We start from the raw sequence: 19,417 nt of genomic DNA on the forward strand, positions 1-19,417 counted from the left end.
TCTGGCCCTTCTCTCTCCCCTTCAAGGCCCCAGGTTCGGGGCTGCAACCAAGGACAGCTAGACATGTATCGCTACTCCGAGTTTGACAAAGATTTTCTGGCAGAGCGTAACGCGCAGTTCCGCGCTCAGGTCGAGCGCCGCATCGACGGTTCGCTGACCGAAGATGAATTCAAGCCGCTGCGCCTGATGAACGGCCTGTATCTGCAACTGCACGCATACATGCTGCGGGTCGCCATTCCCTACGGCACGCTGAACAGCGCACAAATGCGCCAACTGGCTCTGCTGGCTGAAAAGTGGGACAAGGGGTATGGCCATTTCACCACCCGTCAGAACATCCAGTACAACTGGCCGAAACTGAAAGATGTGCCAGACATGCTGGACGCGCTGGCCGAGGTGGGCATGCACGCCATCCAGACCTCGGGCAACACCATCCGCAACGTGACGGCCGACCATTTCGCCGGTGCCGCCGCGGATGAGGTCGCCGACCCGCGCCCCTATGCCGAACTGCTGCGCCAGTGGTCGACCGACCACCCGGAATTCCAGTTCATGCCGCGCAAGTTCAAGATCGCCATCACCGGTTCGGAAAACGACCGCGCCGTGATCAAAGCGCATGACATCGGCCTGCAACTGGTCGAACGTGACGGCGTTCTGGGTGCGCGCGTCATCGTCGGTGGCGGCCTGGGCCGTACGCCCATGATCGGCAAGGAACTGTCCGAATTCGTCGCATTCGATGATCTGCTGGCCTATCTGGAAGCCACCGTGTCGGTCTGGAACCAGATCGGTCGCCGCGACAACAAGTACAAGGCGCGCATCAAGATCACCGTGCATGAACACGGCATCGACGCCATCCGCGCCAAGGTGAATGAACGTTTCTTGCAGGTTCGCCCACAGTTCAAGGGCGCCGACATGGCGCTGCTGGATGAGATCAAAGGCCATTTTGCGCCTCCGGGCTTCCGCGAAGGTTCGGTTGCGTCGTTTGAAAGCGCCTATTCCAACGATCCGGTTTTCCGGTCGTGGGTCGATACCAACATCGCGCCCCACAAGAACGCGGACCACGCGATCGTTACGATCTCGATCAAGAAACACGGCCAGACGCCGGGTGATGCGACCGCCGAGCAGATGCGCGTGATGGCCGATCTGGCCGAAGAATTCGCCTATGATGAGCTGCGTATCAGCCACGAGCAGAACGTGATCCTGCCGCATGTCCACAAATCGGACTTGCCCGCGATCCACGCAAAGCTGAAGGAACACGAACTGGCCACCGCCAATATCGGGCTGATCAGCGATATCATCGCCTGCCCCGGCATGGATTACTGCGCGCTGGCGACGGCGCGCTCGATCCCGGTTGCTCAGGAAATTGCGACCCGCTTTGAAGATTTGAAGCTGGAGCATGACATCGGGCACCTAAAGATCAAGATCTCGGGCTGCATCAACGCCTGCGGCCACCACCATGTGGGCCATATCGGCATCCTGGGCCTGGATCGTGCAGGCGTCGAAAACTACCAGATCACTCTGGGTGGCGACGCCACCGAGACGGCCGCGATCGGCGACCGCACCGGTCCTGGTTTTGCCTATGATGAGATAGTGCCGGCCGTGGAACGCATCGTCGACACCTACCTGGATCTGCGCGAGAATGCTGAAGAAACCTTTCTGATGACTTATCGCCGCGTCGGCATGGAGCCGTTCAAGGCCGCCCTCTACCCCGAGGCTCGGGCGAATGCCGCTTGATCTGATTCAAACGGAACTGGGCAAAGACCGCAGCGACCTGACCGAGAAGGTCAACGCATTGAATGCCCGGTTCCGTCACCACAGCGCCCATGACGTGATGCATGGCGCCCTTGAAGAGATCGATGCGCTTGCTCTGGTCTCAAGCTTTGGCGCGGAATCGGTGGTGCTGCTGCACATGGCTGCGGTGATCGATAAGATGACGCCGGTGTTGTTCGTGGATACCCAATTGCTGTTCACCGAAACGCTGGAGTACCAGCAGGAAGTCAGCGAGCGCCTGGGGCTCAGGAACATCCGGATCATCCGGGCGGATGACGAAGAACTGCAACGCGAAGACCCCTATGGCGCGCTGCGCCTGCGGGATACGGATGCGTGCTGCAACCTGCGCAAGACCTTTCCCTTGCAGCAAGCCCTGACCGGGTATTGCGGTTGGATTACCGGCAGGAAACGGTTTCAGTCCGGCACGCGCGCCGCGCTCGAGTTTTTCGAGGTCGAAGACGGCACGGGCCGGATCAAGGTCAATCCGCTGGCCCATTGGGCGCCGGACGATGTGCGCGCCTATATGGAAGAAAACAACCTGCCCCGGCATCCGCTGGTGGCCAAGGGATACCCTTCGATCGGCTGTGCGCCCTGCACTTCGCCGGTGAAGGAAGGCGAAGACCCCCGCGCCGGCCGCTGGCGCGATCAGAATAAGGAAGAATGCGGCATTCATTTTGTCGATGGCAAGATGGTGCGCATCGGAGAAAAAACATGAACGTAATCGTAACAGATGAGGGCTTTTCGCCCGATGACTGGACCGACGGCTTTGTCACTCTGGATGATGCCGCGAATGACGTGGTTGCGCTGGACGTCAGCTCGGACACGGACCCGGATGAGCTTTTTGACCGTTTGGGCAGTGCCAAGCTGGTCCGGGTGGATTTTCCATCCTTTGCCGACGGTCGCGGCTTTACCATCGCCCGCACCCTGCGCCTTAAGGGCTATACAGGACGTTTGCGCGCCAAGGGTCATGTTCTGGCAGACCAGTACGCCATGGCGCGTCGCTGCGGCTTTGACGAAGTTGAGATTGACGGAGACCTGGCAGATCGCCAGCCCGAAGATCAGTGGCTTTCCCGGGCCAACTGGAAAGAGAACAACTATCAGGCGCGTTTGCGCGGTTAAAAGCCGCCCATCGCCGGCTTGAAACACAAAGGGGGCAATCTGTCCCCTTTTCCTGACTTGGATCAAAGATTAAACGGAGATGTCGGTTTAGCAGACCGGCAGGTAAACGATGACAGAGATGAAGCCCGTGAGCGAAGCAACTGCCGTGAAGGCCCCGGTCCTGCCGGATGCGCAAACTGTAACCGAGGTCAAGCATTGGACCGACAGCCTGTTCTCTTTCAAGGTGACGCGCCCCGCCACGCTGCGTTTCCGCTCGGGCGAGTTCGTGATGATCGGTCTGCTGGGCGACAATGGCAAGCCATTGCTGCGCGCCTATTCAATCGCTTCGCCGTCGTGGGACGATGAGCTGGAGTTCTATTCGATCAAGGTTCAGAACGGCCCGTTGACGTCGAAACTTCAGCACATCAAGCCCGGCGACCAGATCATCCTGCGCCCCAAGCCGGTTGGCACGTTGGTGCATGACGCCCTTCTGCCCGGCAAGCGTTTGTGGTTTTTTGCCACCGGCACCGGTTTTGCCCCGTTTGCTTCGTTGTTGCGTGAACCGCAAACATATGAAGATTATGACGAGGTGATCATCACCCATACCTGCCGCGAAGTGGCCGAACTGGAATATGGCCGTCAATTGATCGACAGCATCCGTCAGGATGAAATGCTGGCCGAACTTATTGGCGAAGGCTTTGCTGACAAGATCCGCTATTACCCGACAACCACGCGCGAAGAGAGCCCCAAGATGGGTCGGATCACCGACCTGCTGAAGGATGGCACCGTGTTCAGCGATCTGGGCATTGAAGGCGGAATCAAACCCGAAACCGATCGCGCCATGGTCTGCGGGTCGCTGGCTTTCAACCTGGACATCAAGGAAATCCTTGAAGGTTTTGGTCTGCGCGAAGGCGCGAATTCCGAACCCAAAGAGTTTGTGATCGAAAAAGCCTTTGTCGGCTAAAGGCACCTTGCGTTCGGAACTTTGCAGCCCCGAACGCAAAATTCAGCGGACAAAACACTGTTTTTTCGCAACTGCCGGTGTTTATGCCGCTTGAAGTGTGGCCCGGCCCGGTTTAAATTCCGGGCTCGAAATTCTGCAATTATCAAAGGAATGAACCCATAGCTCGCAGACCTCACAACGCGCCGCCACAACGAGACACCGGCCCGCGCGTCAATGATAAGATCCGTGCCCCCGAAATTCGCCTGATTGGCGCCGAAGGTGAAAATGTCGGGGTGGTTCATCCCGCCAAAGCCATGCAGATGGCCGCTGAGGCCGGTCTTGATCTGGTCGAAATTTCGCCCAATGCGAACCCACCGGTCTGCAAGATCATGGATTTCGGCAAATTCAAATATGAAACGCAAAAACGCGAAGCCGAAGCCCGCAAGAAGCAAAAGATCATCGAGGTAAAAGAGGTCAAATTCCGACCCAACACCGACACGCATGACTATGACGTCAAAATGAAGAACGTCTTCAAGTTTCTGGAAAAAGGCGACAAGGTCAAAGTTACCCTGCGTTTTCGCGGTCGCGAAATGGCACACCAGAACCTTGGCCGCGAATTGCTGCAGCGTGTCGCCGAGGACGTCAAGGACTTGGGCAAGATCGAAAACATGCCCAAGATGGAAGGCCGTCAGATGATCATGATGATCGGCCCGCTGCCGCAGAAATAATCCGGTCCAAAGATCGAAACGGTCCAAGCCCCTTCTCTTTTGAAGGGGCTTTTTCGTTCAGGGCGATCGCCTGCTGCGCAGCCAACGGGCCGCGTCCCGGAAATCGAACACCAGCGAGGTGATATCGACGATCAGAAGCACCCGGAGAAAGCAAACAAAGGCTGGGCTCAGGGGGTCTTCGGAAAACAGCAGAAGCGTCACGATGATGACCAACGGCACCCAGCACAGAATGTGTGGCAACGCCATCGCGCCGCTCATCCCGCGTGCACCCAACATGATCGGCACGTTCAGCGCCATGCCCGAAAATGCAAGCAATGCAATCAGGTGCCCCTTTGGCTGATCCAGAAATGCCAGCGGAAGCAGGTTTACCGGTACCAAAATGAACGCTACCCAGACCTGAACCCACACAGGGAGCGTTCGGAAACTGCGCCAGATATCCAGCACCATGGACGTCGCCTTTTCCAGATCCATTGCCCACGACACATAGCAAACGTGTCGCAGGCAAACAGGGTGCTCACGGTATTGTCAGAGAACGGCTGAAAAAGAGCGTTCCAGTTTGCTGACAAGTTCGCCTATCTGGGCCTCTTCTATGATGAAAGGCGGCGCGAGAAGTATATGGTCTCCGTTCCGGCCATCCCGGGTGCCCGCCATGGGATAACAGATCAGGCCTTCGGCCAGCGCCGCCTTCTTTATCTTTCCGGCAATGCCCAACGATGGATCAAAGGGGGTCTTCGTCTCGCGATCCGCTACCAATTCCACACCCCGGAACAGGCCCCGGCCACGCAAATCGCCCACGTTCGGGTGCTGTCCAAACGCGGCTTCCAGTGCGGAATGCACTTTGCTGCCCATACGTCCGGCGCGCGCCGGTAAATCACCCTCTGTCAGTTCACGGACCACCGCAAGAGCCGCAGCCGTGGCGACGGGATGGCCGATATAGGTATGCCCATGTTGGAAAAACCCTGACCCATCGCGAATTGCGCCATAGATTTTACCGGTGCACAGCATCGCCCCGATTGGTTGATATCCTGCGCCCAACCCTTTGGCGATGCACAGAATATCCGGTGCAGCACCGTCGTGATCGCAGGCGAACAGATGACCGGTGCGCCCCATGCCGCACATCACCTCATCCAGAATCAGCAACACGCCATATTGGTCGCAGATTTCCCGGATGCGTTTGAAATACCCCTCAACCGCCGGAACCGCGCCAAGTGTAGCACCAACAACCGGCTCGGCCATGAAGGCCATAACCGTTTCGGGACCAAGGCGCAGAATTTCCGCCTCCAGCTCATTGGCGACGCGCTGACCATAGTCAAAGCTGCTCTCACCCTCGGGCTTTTCGGCATATTCATAGCAGGCCGAGATATGGGTCATTTCGATCAGCATCGGCGCGAATTGGGCCCGTCTCCAGGCATTTCCCCCGGCAGACAAGGCCCCCAGAGTGTTGCCATGATAGCTTTGCTTGCGCGCGATCACGTGGCGGCGCTCGGGCTGCCCTATTTCCAGAAAATACTGGCGCGCCAATTTGATGGCCGCTTCGGTCGCCTCGGACCCACCCGATACGAAATACACCCGGTCCAGATCCCCCGGCGCGTGCTGGATCAGAAGATCGGCCAATGCCTCGGCCGGTTCCGAAGTCATGAACCCGGTATGGGCGAATGCGATCTGTTCCACCTGCTGTTGCACGGCCCGGATCACTGCCGCGTTGGAATGCCCCAGACAGGACACGGCCGCATCGCCGCAATCCAGATATCGCTTGCCGTCGGCATCAATTAGGTATGCGCCGTCGCCACCCGCCGCGACGGGAAGTTCAGATTTGGTGTGGCGTGGGAAAACATGACTCATGTTCCGGTCCTTCCAAGTGTTTCTACCAAAGCCGCGACCGAGGCCGCGTTGTCCGTCCAGAGCGTGCCATCCGGTGCCGTCAGGCTGTTTTCGAATCCAACACGCAAGTCACCGCCGCGCCGCGCGGTTTCGACAAGACAATCATGTTCCTGCGTCCCAAAGGCGCACACCATCCATTTGGCCGGGCTGGATGGAAACGCATCCAGATCCGCTGGCACGGATTGCTGATTCTGACTGTAGCGTCCCAACACAAGCAATCGGTCTGTTTGGTCCGGCTGGACGATACCTTTTGACTGCCAGTCTTCCAGCAGCTTCACATCTTCCAAGTCGTAGAGAATATGCTGAACCCGCGTGCCCTGAGCCGCACATAGCGCATAGACCCGAGGCGCAAGATCAAGGGCCCGCGCGATTTCCCGGACTGAGATCGAGGCCCATTCAGGCTGAACCAGTTGCAGGCATTCAAACTGCGACTGGACATCGAACACGCCTGCTGCCTCGGTGGTGATCTGAACATCCATGCCCGGCACTTCCCTTTTCAGTTCCGCGATTGTTTCGCGATACAATCCGGCATCCAGCGTGTGATGTCCGTCGGCATCCCGTACATGCAGGTGGATGCCATTTGCACCAGCCTCGTGGCAGCCCCGCGCCGTTGCGACGATCTGATCCGTCGTGACTGGCAAAGCCGGGTGATCCGCGCGGCCCCGCCGGGCCCCGTTCGGAGCAACCAGTATATATGGTTTCCCGGTGGTTTTCACTGTGCTCTTGGTCATTGCGCCCTCGTGATCGTCTGTCCTCAGCTAATGAGCCCAAGCTTCGTTTTCAATTTACCAACTAGAAAACATATGTTTTGTTTACCGCATGACCCGCACTCTAACTGCCATCGTTACGCAATTGCGCCGCGAGATCGATGAAATGCCTGCGCAAATGCAGGTCGCTGTAAAGTATATCATCGATCATCCCGGCGAATTCGCGTTGAATTCGATCCGCACCACCACCGATCGCATCGGCATCAGCTCGAACGTTCTGATCCGGCTGGCGCAACGCATGGGGTATGACAGCTTTGACGCTTTTCGGCTCCCATTTCGAAACGCTCTGACAACCGATGGTGAGGACAGGTTTGGGCAGGATTGGCTGGAACACCTAAAGGAACAAGGGCAGTTTGGTGCGGCGCAGGCACGATTTGCGCAGAACGAAATAAATGTCGTGGCCAGATCGCTGCGCCTCATGGCCCCCCATTTGACGGAACAGGCCGTCGCATACATCAGGTCGGCGCGCCGCTGCTATGTGACGGCCACACGATCCAGCCATGCGCTGGCCTATTATTTTCACTACGCCGCACGCATGGCCCATCCCGGGCTTCAGCTGGTGCCCCGCCACATGGGTTCGGCCATCGACGATCTGGTCGAAGCCACCGCCGAGGATTGTCTGTTTGCAATCACGGTTCACCCCTATTCAGCCGACACGATTCAGGCGATGCGGTGTGCTCGGGACCGGTCGATGCGCATCGTCCTGTTGTCGGATAGCGAGGTCATCGCCCCGGGGGTTGAACCGGATGTCGTCCTGCCTGTCAGCACGCGAACCTTGCACCCGTTTTCGAGTTTTTCGGGGGCAATGGCTGTACTTGAATGCCTGCTGGGCCATTTGTTTGCCGCCGGCGGAGAGACCGCCAGAGAAAGAGTGGATGCCTATCAGAAAGCGCGGGAAGATACCGGTGCGTATTGGCGACCCGGCGTATTGCCAAAGCTCAGAAAACCATAAGCCGGTTCGGTCAAAGCCTCTGGGGTCAACCTCAGAATTCAGCCCCGCTCAGGATCAGTGGCGGATCATTCTTTTCGTTTGGCGCGCGGCTGCGGTCTGGTCGGGATTTCCTTCAGCAAACCTCCGACACCCATTCCGGCAATATCCGATCCGGTCGTTTCGATCCCGCAGGCAACCCGTGACAGAACCCAATCCGCCCCGTTCAACGCTGGAGATCGTGCACATCCGGGCAACCCGATCACCGGTCGATCCTGCATCGCACCCAGAAACAGCAGGTTTCCCGGATCAACCGGCATTCCGAACCGATCCACCCGCCCGCCGGCAAGCCGAACAGCAGACGGGGCAACATCGTCCGGATCCGAAGTCGCGGATCCGGTCAGGATCAAGAGCAGATCACCGGTCGTTCTGGAAACCGCCTTGGCCAGCGCATCCACGCGATGCGGCACGATCTGAACATCACACAAATCCAGACCCAGGGCTTCGGTCCGTCCGCGAATGGCGGCGATCCCCTTGTCGTTGGGCGGGCCGCCGGGGATATCCGTGACGATCAAACCTGCCGTCTTGTGAACGGGTCTTGCCAGACGCACGGCCCCTTGCGCCAAATTGGCAGCCCGCAGAACATCAGCCTCTGGCACGGCATATGAGATGACCTTGATGGTGGCGACCATGCTCTTCGGGCCCATCTGCTGGCATTGCGGAACCGTCGCAACCGTGATCATTGGGTTGACCTGATTGAACATTTCCAGCGCATCCACATCCAGAACCGCCACGCCCGGCCCGTCCGCCAACAGGTTGACCCGGCCGGTGAACGCGTCTGTCACGCGCAGATTGGCCGACGCCGCATCTGGCGCAAGAGCTGCGGCCAAACGACGTGCGGCCTCGTCTTCGTGACAATCGCCGGGTTCGAGGCGCGCAACGATCACTTCGCGGATGTCCGCCTGCGTCAACTGCGCCACATGCTCTGCGCGCAGTGACAGCCCCTTGCGCAGCTTTTGACCGTCAGCCGTCACCGAATGGGCCAGAATGGCGCCTTTTGCTTCAGAGACGGGTACCGGACCAAACCTCATGCCTTGCCTCGCAGAACGGCCGTCATCTGCGCCAGAATTGCAATGGCAATCTCGGATGGGCCGGCAGCCCCGATATCCAACCCGATTGGCCCATGAATCCTCGAGATTTGCTCATCACTGAAACCGGCCGCTTTCATACGCTCGACGCGTTTGGCGTGGGTACGTGTCGATCCCAAGGCACCAATGTAAAACACGCCCGCATCCAGTGCAGCTTGCAATGCCGGATCATCCAGCTTTGGATCATGCGTCAGCAGGACAATTGCGGTGCGCGCATCCAACCCGAGTATTGCAACGGCCTCATCCGGCCAATCCGTAAGGATCGTTTCGCCCGGAAAACGGGCGCTGGATGCAAACGCGTCGCGCGGGTCTATTATGGCCGGATCATACCCGGCAATTCGCGCCATCGGCACCAGTGCCTGCGCGATATGCACCGCACCAACAACGATCAATCGCAGCGGCGGGTTGTGAACGGCCACAAAGGTCTGACCATCTTCTTCAAAACCAGACCGATCCATGCGCAGCCGTTCCGCATAGGCGTTACGACGCAAGGCTCTGTGCCCGGTATCGATATTGACTTCGTAAGCGATGGGTTCACGCGCTGCGCGGGCTGCAACCAGTTCCGCAAGCATCGGTTCGGGCAGAACCTTTCCAACGGGTTCGACAAGAACGCGAATGGTCCCGCCACAGGCCAGCCCGACCGCAAAGGCATCTTCGTCGCTCACTCCGAATTCCAGCAAGCGGGCTTCGCCTTCGTCAATGGCCTCAAGCGCCTCGACGATCACCGCGCCTTCGACACAGCCGCCCGACACAGAACCCTCGATCCGGCCATCGCCGCCGATCACCAGCTGGGAACCCACCCGGCGTGGCGCGCTGCCCCAGGTTTCGACAACCGTGGCAAGCGCGGCGCCGCTGCCATTGCGGTGCCACTTCAATGCCGTTTCCGGGCTGTTGTCGAATCGTTCCATCAGGACCTCCAGACGTCGTCTGTCTCCAACATAGGCAGGATTGGCGGGATGAAAAGCGCAACGCCCCTGTCAAAACGTCTATGTTGAGCCCTGCAAGCCGATGCTAAAGCCTGAACAATATTCAATAAATCATAGTATTGATTGTTATGGGCCCGGGTTTTAGCTTGTGCGGGCAGCGGGCCAGTTGCCCAAGCTGCATACCAAACACATTTTTTCGGAGACAAGCAGTTGAAACATTATCTTGCACTGGGCGCAGTGGTTGGCCTTTTGGCTTCGACCGCAGCGTGGGCTGACACATTCGAACGTTATGGAGAGGTCGAGGGCTGGAAAGTCTTCATCGACAACGAAAAGAAATCCTGCCTGATCGAGGCCGTGGACGATGCGGAAAACGTCGTTCAGATGGGCCTGACCGAAGATCGCGGCGTGGGGTATGTGGGGGTATTCACCAAAGCCGATACCGACATCAAACGTGGCGAAACCCAAGAAGTGGCTATCCTGATTGGGGACAACATCTATCTGGGTGAAGCCACAGGTATGAAAGGCAACATCACCAAGGGTTATTCCGGTGGTTACATTCTGTCTGACAACCCGCAATTCGCGGATGATCTGGCCAAGAAGAAGGTCATGATCGTGTTCCCCGAGACATCCTATGCATTTACCGTCGATCTGACCGGCACCTACAAGGCCATGGAAATGGCCCGGAAGTGCAACGAAGAACAGTTGTCGTAACGGTCTAATCGGAAAGAGCGGCCATCAGCCGTGCTTTCTGCCCCTGGTCGTCGGGTTGTGAAATCACGGCGGCCAGGTCCTCGAGCGAGGCAATCGAGTGCCCTGCCCTGAAACTGTCGACATGGGGCAGCATGGCCGCCACACCCTGTGCCTTGGGGGCAAACCCGTCCCAGCGCAGCAGAGGGTTCAGCCAGATCAGGCGTTTGGAGGACAGGTGCAGCCGCTCGATCTCTTTCTCGAGGCTCTCCGGGTCACCCCGTTCCAAACCGTCGGTGATCAAAAGAACAACCGCACCTTGCCCCATGACACGTCTTGACCAGTCTCTGTTGAACTGATGCAGACAGTCGCCGATGCGTGTGCCCCCTTCCCAGTCCTGCGCCTCGGCCCCGGCAGCGGCGAGCGCTGCGTCAACATCCCGATGATGCAAGTGGCGGGTTATGTTGGTCAGGCGCGTGCCGAACGTAAAGGCATGAACCTTGGCCCAACCTGCCCCCTTGGCGTTCGAGACCGTGTGCAGGAAATGCAGAATGACTCGGCTGTATTGGCTCATCGAACCCGAGATATCGCAAAGCGCAACAAGATTTGGCCATCGCGGTTTGGGTTGCAGCCGGGCGATATCACGCAATTCGCCCCCTTGCCGCATGGCTGCGCGCAAGGTGCGGGCACGGTCGATACGGTGCCCCAGATGACTGGCCTGTCCGCGGCGCGACTCAATGGGTTTGACCGGCAGGGTCATCCGCGCCAATACGCGTTTGGCTTGCGCGATTTCAGCGGTGCTCATCTGTTCGAAGTCCAGATTGCGAAGACGCTCTTCTGACGATGCCGTTTGCGTGGCGTCAACCTCGATTTCGGTTTCGCCCTCGTCTTGCGCAGCCTGCTGGGGCGCGTCACGTTCGACACCCTCCAGCAGGGCCTCGGCTGCACGCTTTTCACCGGCATCCGCCTTGCGTTCCTCTTGCACGCCCCGAATGGCAGGAAGCATCATGGCCATCATGTGTTCCATGTATCGCGGGTCGCGCCAGTACATTCGGAAGACCTGCGCAAACACCGTGCGATGTTCGGGGCGGTTCACGAAACAGGCGTGCAGCGTCCAGTAGAAATCCCGTTTCTGAGTGAAACCCGCGGCTTGTACCGCGCGAATTGCATCGATCACCCGCCCCGGACCAATCGGCAGCCCCGCCTTCCGCAATGCGCGGGCAAAATGGGTGATGTTCTGCGCCAGCTTCGGGTTGTCGGGAATCTCCAGCGGGATCTGCTCGGCCATAGCGCGTCAGGCCGGCTCAAGGGTCGCTTTGGCCTCATCCAGAATGCGCTTGGCCTCGGACCCTTGCAGCTTCTGGATGTCGTCCTGATATTTCAGGATCGCCCCCAGCGTGTCACCGATCACCTCGGGGCTAAGGTTCATCACGTCCAGCGCCAGCAGACATTTGGCCCAGTCAATGGTTTCGGCCACGCCGGGTTTCTTGAACAGATCCTCGGTGCGCAGACGCTGAACGAAAGCCACGACTTCGCGGCTGAGCGCATCGGCGGCCTCGGGCGCGCGCGCGTGCAGAATTTCGATCTCGCGTTCAAAATCGGGATAATCGACCCAGTGATACAGGCAGCGACGCTTGAGGGCATCGTGCACTTCGCGAGTCCGGTTCGACGTGACAATCACAATGGGTGGTTGGGGTGCTGCAACGGTGCCCAGTTCAGGGATCGTGACCTGAAAATCACTCAGAGCTTCCAGCAGAAAGGCTTCGAACGGTTCATCGGTCCGGTCCAGTTCGTCGATCAGAAGAACCGGTGCTCCGTTTTCGTCCGGGCGCATTGCTTGCAGCAAGGGGCGTTCGATCAGGTATTCATCCGAAAACAGTTCCGCCTGCAACGCGCCCCGGTCGGCCCCGCCCGAAGCCTCGGCCGTTCGGATCGCAACCATCTGTGCCGGAAAGTTCCATTCGTAAACGGCCGAGGATGCGTCCAGACCTTCGTAGCACTGCAACCGGATCAAACGGCGGTTCAGACCGGATGCCAGCGCCTTGGCGATTTCCGTTTTGCCAACTCCGGCCTCGCCTTCCAGAAACAACGGGCGTCCAAGCTTCAGCGACAGGAACACAACCGTGGCAAGGGCCCGTCCGCAGACATAGCCCTGACGTCCCAGCATCTGCTGCACGGTATCGATGGAATTTGGCTGCGTCATGGAATTCCTCTCTACTTCGCGGACAAACAGGTCACGCAAGCGCCATTGCGTCAAGGCCCTAGCCCCTGTCAGAGCTACGACGTTCCGGTTGGTTGACAAGTTTTTTCGGCAACTCGTTCCGGGCTGGTTGGTCTTTCGGGGCAGCTATGCTAGCGGAAGGCCATGACTGATACCCTCACGATCCGCCGCCCCGACGATTGGCATCTGCATCTGCGCGATGGCGCCATGTTGCAGGCCGTTCTGCCCGAAACTGCACGTCATTTCGCCCGTGCAATCATAATGCCGAACCTCGTGCCGCCGGTCGTGCGCGGGGATCAGGCCGCCGCTTACCGCGACAGAATCCTGGCCGCCCTGCCCGACGGCATGGTGTTCGAACCACTGATGACCCTGTACCTGACCGAGGATACAGATGCGCAGGACGTCGCCGCCGCCCATGCCAGCGGGCTGATAAAAGCGGTCAAGCTGTACCCGGCAGGGGCCACGACCAATTCGGCCTCGGGCGTGCGTGACTTTGACAAAGTGCGCCCGGTTCTGGAAAAAATGGCCGAGATCGGCCTGCCCATGTGTGTCCATGGCGAAGTGACCGACCCCGAGATCGACATCTTTGACCGCGAGGCCGTGTTCATCGACCGCGTTCTGGACCCGATCCGAAAATCGACGCCGGGTCTGCGCGTGGTGATGGAACATATCACCACGTCCAATGGCGTGGACTATGTCAAAGCCAACGAAACGGATCTGGGCGCGACGATCACCGCGCACCACCTGATCATCAACCGCAACCATATTCTGGTGGGCGGGATCAAACCGCATTACTATTGCCTTCCGGTCGCCAAGCGCGAGGAACATCGCCTGGCCCTGCTGGCTGCCGCCACCTCGGGCGACACGAGATTCTTCCTGGGCACAGACAGCGCTCCGCACACGGATGCAAACAAGGAAATGGCCTGCGGCTGCGCGGGGTGTTTCACCGCGACGAATACCATGTCTCTGGTGGCTGAGATGTTCGACCGCAAAGGTGCGCTGGACAAGCTCGAGGCGTTCGTCTCGCTCAACGGGCCGGGCTTTTACCGCCTGCCTGTGAACGAAGAGACGATTACCCTGACCAAAGGCGAGCCGGTTGCATACCCGTCAAAGATCGACACCGGCGAAGGGCCTGTCACGGTGTTCGACGCCGGTTTTCCGCTGCACTGGAGCGTGGCTTAACCCGCCATACGTTCGGCCAGATCACGGGCGCGACCACCGGTGCGCAGCATCGACCAGATCGCGTCCGCCTCATCCGATCCGATCAGCTTCGACGCTTTGGCGCGCACGCGATCCTCGCGGTCAGACAGCGACATTGGGGTCATCAGGTCATGCGTCGCCTCGCGGCGGACACCGTCGCGACGCAACAAGGCCAGATGCGCCTGCGTTTCCGACAGGTTTTCATCCGCTTCGACCGTGATGCGATCTTGCAGAGACGTAATGCGCGGGTCCGCGCAGATCTTGTCGGTGTAGCTGCCCGGCAAAGCCGTATCATACCCCAGCGCCTGCATCGCAATGACCGTCCGGTAAGAGAACTTGGCCCCCAGCCCGGTTGTGGGCGAAAGCTGATTGCACACACTCATCCAACGGGGATGGGTTTTGATTTTAATCTCGGCCACTTCGGGTTCCGCGATGTCCAGCGCGCGCGCCGCTTCCAACGCCGCGTGCAGGCCGTGACAACAGGCGTGGAACTTGTGGCTTACCGTTTCGAACAACCATTCATCGCCCAAACCATCCAGCGCGCTTTGATCCGCTGCACCCTGATGGGTCGCGCCAAATCCATACGTGCCTTCCAGCGCGTCGGCGTTGGGTTGAAATCCACGCTGAACAAGCTTAGCCGCCTCGACCCCTGCCGAAGCGGCAAGCCCGGCATTGTAAGGCTTGCCCATTGTTCCGAACTGGGCCTTCAGCCCGGCCGCGCACGTTGCTGTCAAACCCAATACGGATCGCATCTGAACCTTGTCGAATCCAAGCAACCGCCCCACGGCGACAGCGGCCCCGAATGCACCGGATGTCGCTGTCTGGTGAAACCCGGCCTGATAATGCCCCCTGCCCAGCCACAGGCCGACACGGATTGACGTTTCCATACCGACCAGCGCGGCTTCGAGCAGATCGACCAGAATGCGGTCATCCCACTCGGCCACGGCAAGGGCCGCAGGCAGGATGGCGACTGACGGATGCCCGATATGCGCGAAATGCGTGTCATCGTAATCCAGCGCGTGGGATATGGTTCCATTCACCAAAGCTGCGCCGCGCAATGGGGCCGCGCCCCCTCCGAACAGATGGGCCTGAGCGTTCCCGCCCTCGGCCAGAACCATATCGCGAACTATGCAGGACACCGGCTCGGACGCCCCTGCACGACCAACTGCCATCCAATCCAGAACGGATAGCGACGTGACAATCCGTGCCTGAGCCGTCGTTGAAACCTGGCCCGCCGCGAAGGTGGCCAATGCTGCTGTGAAATCCGTCATGAGCGCAGTCTAGCGTGCGCCCTTGCCGCGTAAAGGCCTAGCCGTAGAGTTCTTTCGCACGCGCCTCGAAGGCGCGGACGATCCGCTGCATGGCTTCGTTGAACACAACGCCGATGATCCCCTGAAGGATGGCGTTCTTGAATTCGAAATCCACATGGAACGAGATGTTGCAGCCCCCATCGGGCGCGTCCTCGAACTGCCAGTCGGATTTCATGTATTTGAAAGGCCCGTCCAGATACTCGGTATCGATCTTCTTCTGATCTGCAAACAGGGTCACCCGGCTGCCGAACCGTTCGCGGAATACCTTGAACGAGATGACCAGATCGGCCTCCATCACCTCGGCCTCACCAACCGCATAGGTCTTGCGGATCCGGGACGCGGCGCACCAGGGCAGAAACTTTGGGTAGTTGCCCACATCCGCAACAAGATCATACATCTGCTGGGCTGTGTATGGCAGGTGGCGGGTTTCCGAATGGATTGGCATGATGTCCGGTATTTGCAGGTGACAATGGCGCGTCATGTCGTATGTTGCGCGCCAAAGATCAAGGGGGCTGCGATGACTAACCGCGCATATGTGATAGATGAGATGATCTCGGCCAAGGCCATCGCGGCGCGGATCGAGGAGTTATGCCGCGAAATCACGGATGAGTTCGGCGATACCGACAAGCTTGTCGTCGTGGGATTGCTGCGCGGCAGTTTCGTCTTCATCGCCGATCTGGTACGGGAACTGGACCTGCCGATCGAAGTGGATTTCCTTGAGGCGTCCTCGTATGGCGATTCGATGGAGAGCAGCCGGGAAGTGCGCATTCTCAAAGACTTGCGCGGCGCGATCGAAGGCCGCGACGTGCTGGTGGTCGAAGATATCGTCGACACCGGGCACACGCTGAACCACGTCACCAACCTGCTGCGCAGCCGCAAGCCGAAACGGCTCAAGTCGATTGCCCTGCTCGACAAACCCAGCCGTCGCGAAGTTGAATTCCGGTCAGACTGGATAGGCTTTGAAATTCCGGATGAATTCGTCGTGGGTTACGGGATCGATTACGCTCAGCGCAACCGCAACCTGCCGTTTATCGGCAAAGTCCGGTTCACCAAGGACTAGCTGCACTTTACCCAGGCAATTTGAGTGGCTACCCAGCGCCCCAAATTCAAAAACCCGAATAATAGTAGACAAACTTATTTGCGCGCCCTTACTCTTCCTATCAGCACGGGAGGATTATGTATGAAGCGTGTAGTTGCGACAGCTGCTGTCGTTATGGCGATCGTGGCACTTGCAAGTTCGGGTGCTGCAAAAGACAACAAGGGCAAAGGGCAAGGTGCCAATAAAAGCAAGGTAGAGAAATCCATCAAGTCAAACGGCAAAGCCGTACCGCCCGGTCAAATCAAAAGATACACGCGAGGGCAGAAGCTGCCGGGTGATCTGAGTTTTGACTATATCGACGATCTCGACAAATGGAAGCTCAAGCCTTTGGGGCCCGGCCAGCGCTATATCCGGGTGGATGATGAAATACTTTCGATATCTGATGATACGAAGACAGTTATAGAAGCCGTTGGAATCGTTGGCGATCTGGTCAAATAAGTGGATCGTGACTAGCAGGTTTTGCCAAGCACGACATCAATCGCGCTCAGGAAAATCCCGGTTCCAATCGGAATAAGCGCATCCGGGAAATCGTAATCCGGGTTGTGCAGTTGTGGATGGTCCTGCCCCGCCCCCAACCAGAACATGGCCGCCTGCGCGCCTTTGCCAAATTGGCCAAAGTCTTCGGAAAAACGCTGTGGCCGATCGACCAGCCGGCACGCGACGCCCCGATCGGCACAGGCTTTGGCCAAAACCGAAACGGCTTCACGGTCATTGACGCAGGCTTCGAATACCTCGTCATAGCTGATTTCGAACGCCAGCCCCTCGGCCTTCGCCGTGTTTTTTACCAGAGTTTCCGCCTCGGTCATCAGGCTTGCCATACGCGCGTCCGAAACCGTGCGTAGGGTTACCCACAATTCGGCCCAGCCCGGTGCGACACCAACTGTGCGCTCGCCCAGAGTGGCATGGGTAACCGTGGTCAAAGCGTAGGTGTCATCCAAGTCGCCACCCGCCCCCAATCTGGCCAATGCCGGCATCAACGTCGACAAAGCACCTGCCGGTGACACGCCGTCCTGAGGGGCCGCTGCGTGTGAGGTTTTGCCTGTCAGAACGATTTGCATCCCGCGCGAGGCACAGTTCGCGGGACCTTCACACAGTTCCACCGCGCCCAGCTCCAGCCCCGGCAAAGTATGCAGAGACAGCACGATGTCAGGGGAAACCTCAGCGAACTGAGGATCGGCCCGATAAGCAATAGCGCCATGTCCGGTTTCCTCGGCGGGTTGGAAAATCAGAACCACGCGGCCAGATTTCGGGCGCTGTTCTTTCAACGCCTCCGCCACCCCAAGGACCATCACCATGTGGCCATCATGGCCGCACAGATGCCCTTTGCCTGCAATCTGAGACGCGTATTCCAGATCCGAGCGTTCCTGAATTGGCAGCCCATCCAGTTCGCATCGAATTCCAACCGTGGGTCCGGCAGTACCGCTTTCGTAAAGGGCCGCGACACCGTGCCCGCCTATGCCGCACAGAACTCTGTCCGCACCCGCTTGGCGCAAAAGATCCGCAACCCGCGCCGCGGTATGCTCCTCTTGCCCCGAAAGCTCTGGCTGTTGGTGAAACTCGTGGCGCAGGCGGATAAGCTGCGCGATCCGCTCGGGTGTCACGCTTGCTGTAGCTTTGCTTGCCGGGCCGCGCGAAGCCGGGCGAAATCGTCGCCCGCGTGGTACGAAGACCGGGTCAGAGGTGTCGCGGATACCATCAGGAACCCCTTGCCATAGGCCGCCTTTTCGTAAGATGCGAACTCTTCCGGGGTTACGAACCGATCTACTCCGTGATGTTTCGGAGTCGGTTGCAGGTACTGGCCGATGGTCAGGAAATCGATATCCGCCGCGCGCATGTCGTCCATGACCTGGCGCACTTGCTGTTCGTTTTCGCCCAACCCGACCATGATGCCTGATTTGGTGAAGATCGACGGATCAAGTTCTTTCACGCGCTGTAGCAGGCGCAGGGAATGAAAGTACCGCGCCCCCGGGCGCACTTCGGGGTAGAGACCCGGCACCGTTTCCAGATTGTGGTTGAATACATCCGGTTTCGCTTCGACCACGGTCTCAAGGACAGTGTTGTCGCATTTCAGGAAATCCGGTGTCAGGATCTCGATCGTGGTTTTCGGAGAACGATGACGTACCGCGCGGATTGTCTGCGCAAAGTGCTCGGCCCCGCCGTCTTGCAAATCGTCACGGTCCACCGAGGTGATAACCACGTGGTTCAGGCCAAGTTTTTCGACCGCATGGGCCACGCGACCGGGTTCAAATGCGTCAAGATCGTCGGGGCGACCGGTTGCAATGTTGCAGAAGGTGCAGCCGCGCGTACAAATCTCGCCCATGATCATCATGGTGGCATGACCCTGGCTCCAGCATTCTCCTACGTTGGGGCACCCTGCTTCTTCGCAGACCGTCACCAGATTGTTGTCGCGCATGATCCGCCGTGTATCCGCATAGCCCTTGCCACCGGGTGCCTTGACCCTGATCCAATTTGGCTTTTTGGGCTGTGCATTGTCCGGACGATGGGCTTTTTCCGGATGGCGCTCTTCGGGGATCTTCAGATCTCGCACGGTCGTTTTCCTGACTTTGGGTCAACTCTTGTTACTCATAACATAGACAGAAGCGCGGTGTTAGACCAGCGGCGCATAGCCGCTATGCGTTGTACCCTCGCAAGCGCAGAAAGGTATCATGCGCGTATTCGTATTTGCGATTTAATTTCAATATCTAGCAAGACGTTGG

At 58.7% G+C, this 19,417-nt stretch carries 21 protein-coding genes; 10 read left to right on the forward strand and 11 right to left on the reverse strand.

The window, feature by feature from the left end:
• The first annotated feature begins 63 nt into the window (after window positions 1-63).
• The 5 genes from ACR0LI_RS06250 (at window position 64) to infC (ending at window position 4,533) form a co-directional block, all read left to right on the forward strand.
• The gene (locus ACR0LI_RS06250) at window positions 64-1,728 is read left to right on the forward strand and encodes a nitrite/sulfite reductase (protein WP_209833262.1); all 1,665 of its coding nucleotides are present in this window, start codon (window positions 64-66) and stop codon (window positions 1,726-1,728) included.
• Entirely contained in the window at window positions 1,718-2,479 is a 762-nt protein-coding gene (locus ACR0LI_RS06255; protein WP_171116163.1) for a phosphoadenylyl-sulfate reductase, read from the forward strand. The genes ACR0LI_RS06250 and ACR0LI_RS06255 overlap by 11 nt, the downstream gene beginning before the upstream one ends.
• Window positions 2,476-2,883 (forward strand): DUF934 domain-containing protein, encoded by a 408-nt coding sequence (locus ACR0LI_RS06260; RefSeq protein ID WP_171116164.1) that lies wholly within the window; start codon window positions 2,476-2,478, stop codon window positions 2,881-2,883. The genes ACR0LI_RS06255 and ACR0LI_RS06260 overlap by 4 nt, the downstream gene beginning before the upstream one ends.
• Window positions 2,884-2,992: 109 nt before the next feature.
• On the forward strand, window positions 2,993-3,826 hold the full coding sequence (locus tag ACR0LI_RS06265; protein WP_152457833.1) for a ferredoxin--NADP reductase: 834 nt from the start codon (window positions 2,993-2,995) through the stop codon (window positions 3,824-3,826).
• Between the two features lie 245 nt (window positions 3,827-4,071).
• Complete coding sequence (gene infC, locus ACR0LI_RS06270) at window positions 4,072-4,533, forward strand: translation initiation factor IF-3 (RefSeq protein ID WP_480608886.1); 462 nt, start codon at window positions 4,072-4,074, stop codon at window positions 4,531-4,533.
• Between the two features lie 57 nt (window positions 4,534-4,590).
• On the opposite strand, the gene ACR0LI_RS06275 is transcribed toward infC, so the two are convergent.
• From ACR0LI_RS06275 to ACR0LI_RS06285, 3 genes are read right to left on the reverse strand one after another with little or no spacing between them, the layout of a single operon-like run.
• Entirely contained in the window at window positions 4,591-5,004 is a 414-nt protein-coding gene (locus tag ACR0LI_RS06275; RefSeq protein WP_480490073.1) for a hypothetical protein, read from the reverse strand.
• Window positions 5,005-5,058: 54 nt separating this feature from the next.
• The gene (locus ACR0LI_RS06280; protein WP_209833265.1) at window positions 5,059-6,375 is read right to left on the reverse strand and encodes an aspartate aminotransferase family protein; all 1,317 of its coding nucleotides are present in this window, start codon (window positions 6,373-6,375) and stop codon (window positions 5,059-5,061) included.
• Complete coding sequence (locus ACR0LI_RS06285) at window positions 6,372-7,145, reverse strand: beta-keto acid cleavage family enzyme (protein ID WP_171723364.1); 774 nt, start codon at window positions 7,143-7,145, stop codon at window positions 6,372-6,374. Before ACR0LI_RS06285 ends, ACR0LI_RS06280 begins: the two co-directional genes overlap by 4 nt.
• Before the next feature lie 88 nt (window positions 7,146-7,233).
• Here ACR0LI_RS06285 and ACR0LI_RS06290 point away from each other — a divergent pair, with 88 nt between their 5' ends.
• On the forward strand, window positions 7,234-8,133 hold the full coding sequence (locus ACR0LI_RS06290; protein WP_480490070.1) for a MurR/RpiR family transcriptional regulator: 900 nt from the start codon (window positions 7,234-7,236) through the stop codon (window positions 8,131-8,133).
• Between the two features lie 65 nt (window positions 8,134-8,198).
• On the opposite strand, the gene ACR0LI_RS06295 is transcribed toward ACR0LI_RS06290, so the two are convergent.
• Together ACR0LI_RS06295 and ACR0LI_RS06300 are read right to left on the reverse strand one after the other, a co-directional pair.
• Entirely contained in the window at window positions 8,199-9,200 is a 1,002-nt protein-coding gene (locus ACR0LI_RS06295; protein WP_480718193.1) for a molybdopterin-binding protein, read from the reverse strand.
• Window positions 9,197-10,165, reverse strand: coding sequence for an XdhC family protein (locus ACR0LI_RS06300; protein WP_171723367.1), 969 nt, complete (start codon window positions 10,163-10,165; stop codon window positions 9,197-9,199). Before ACR0LI_RS06300 ends, ACR0LI_RS06295 begins: the two co-directional genes overlap by 4 nt.
• A 228-nt stretch (window positions 10,166-10,393) precedes the next feature.
• On the opposite strand from ACR0LI_RS06300, the gene ACR0LI_RS06305 reads away from it, so the two are divergent.
• Window positions 10,394-10,894 (forward strand): hypothetical protein, encoded by a 501-nt coding sequence (locus ACR0LI_RS06305; RefSeq protein ID WP_171632817.1) that lies wholly within the window; start codon window positions 10,394-10,396, stop codon window positions 10,892-10,894.
• Between the two features lie 4 nt (window positions 10,895-10,898).
• On the opposite strand, the gene ACR0LI_RS06310 is transcribed toward ACR0LI_RS06305, so the two are convergent.
• Together ACR0LI_RS06310 and ACR0LI_RS06315 are read right to left on the reverse strand one after the other, a co-directional pair.
• Window positions 10,899-12,158 (reverse strand): vWA domain-containing protein, encoded by a 1,260-nt coding sequence (locus tag ACR0LI_RS06310; RefSeq protein WP_480718194.1) that lies wholly within the window; start codon window positions 12,156-12,158, stop codon window positions 10,899-10,901.
• Between the two features lie 6 nt (window positions 12,159-12,164).
• The gene (locus ACR0LI_RS06315) at window positions 12,165-13,073 is read right to left on the reverse strand and encodes an AAA family ATPase (RefSeq protein WP_171632821.1); all 909 of its coding nucleotides are present in this window, start codon (window positions 13,071-13,073) and stop codon (window positions 12,165-12,167) included.
• Window positions 13,074-13,235: 162 nt separating this feature from the next.
• Here ACR0LI_RS06315 and pyrC point away from each other — a divergent pair, with 162 nt between their 5' ends.
• Window positions 13,236-14,273 carry a dihydroorotase gene (pyrC, locus tag ACR0LI_RS06320; protein ID WP_480718195.1) on the forward strand — a complete coding sequence of 346 codons (1,038 nt, stop codon included), beginning with the start codon at window positions 13,236-13,238 and terminating at the stop codon, window positions 14,271-14,273.
• Here the strand turns inward: pyrC and ACR0LI_RS06325 are convergent.
• Together ACR0LI_RS06325 and ACR0LI_RS06330 are read right to left on the reverse strand one after the other, a co-directional pair.
• Window positions 14,270-15,562: an MmgE/PrpD family protein gene (locus ACR0LI_RS06325; protein ID WP_480718196.1), complete on the reverse strand. Its 1,293-nt coding sequence runs from the start codon at window positions 15,560-15,562 to the stop codon at window positions 14,270-14,272. The genes pyrC and ACR0LI_RS06325 overlap by 4 nt on opposite strands.
• A gap of 37 nt (window positions 15,563-15,599) precedes the next feature.
• The gene (locus ACR0LI_RS06330; protein ID WP_171633839.1) at window positions 15,600-16,046 is read right to left on the reverse strand and encodes a type II toxin-antitoxin system RatA family toxin; all 447 of its coding nucleotides are present in this window, start codon (window positions 16,044-16,046) and stop codon (window positions 15,600-15,602) included.
• A 72-nt stretch (window positions 16,047-16,118) separates the two neighbouring features.
• Here ACR0LI_RS06330 and hpt point away from each other — a divergent pair, with 72 nt between their 5' ends.
• Complete coding sequence (gene hpt, locus ACR0LI_RS06335; protein ID WP_171632829.1) at window positions 16,119-16,661, forward strand: hypoxanthine phosphoribosyltransferase; 543 nt, start codon at window positions 16,119-16,121, stop codon at window positions 16,659-16,661.
• Between the two features lie 24 nt (window positions 16,662-16,685).
• Window positions 16,686-17,138, forward strand: a complete 453-nt coding sequence (locus ACR0LI_RS06340) for a hypothetical protein (protein ID WP_480490061.1) — start codon at window positions 16,686-16,688, stop codon at window positions 17,136-17,138.
• 11 nt (window positions 17,139-17,149) lie between these two features.
• On the opposite strand, the gene ACR0LI_RS06345 is transcribed toward ACR0LI_RS06340, so the two are convergent.
• A complete protein-coding gene (locus tag ACR0LI_RS06345; protein WP_171723373.1) occupies window positions 17,150-18,301 on the reverse strand; it encodes an amidohydrolase in 1,152 nt (383 codons plus the stop codon).
• A complete protein-coding gene (gene lipA, locus ACR0LI_RS06350; protein ID WP_152457817.1) occupies window positions 18,298-19,248 on the reverse strand; it encodes a lipoyl synthase in 951 nt (316 codons plus the stop codon). Before lipA ends, ACR0LI_RS06345 begins: the two co-directional genes overlap by 4 nt.
• Window positions 19,249-19,417: the final 169 nt, after the last annotated feature.

The organism is Ruegeria sp. CL7, assembly GCF_056536445.1.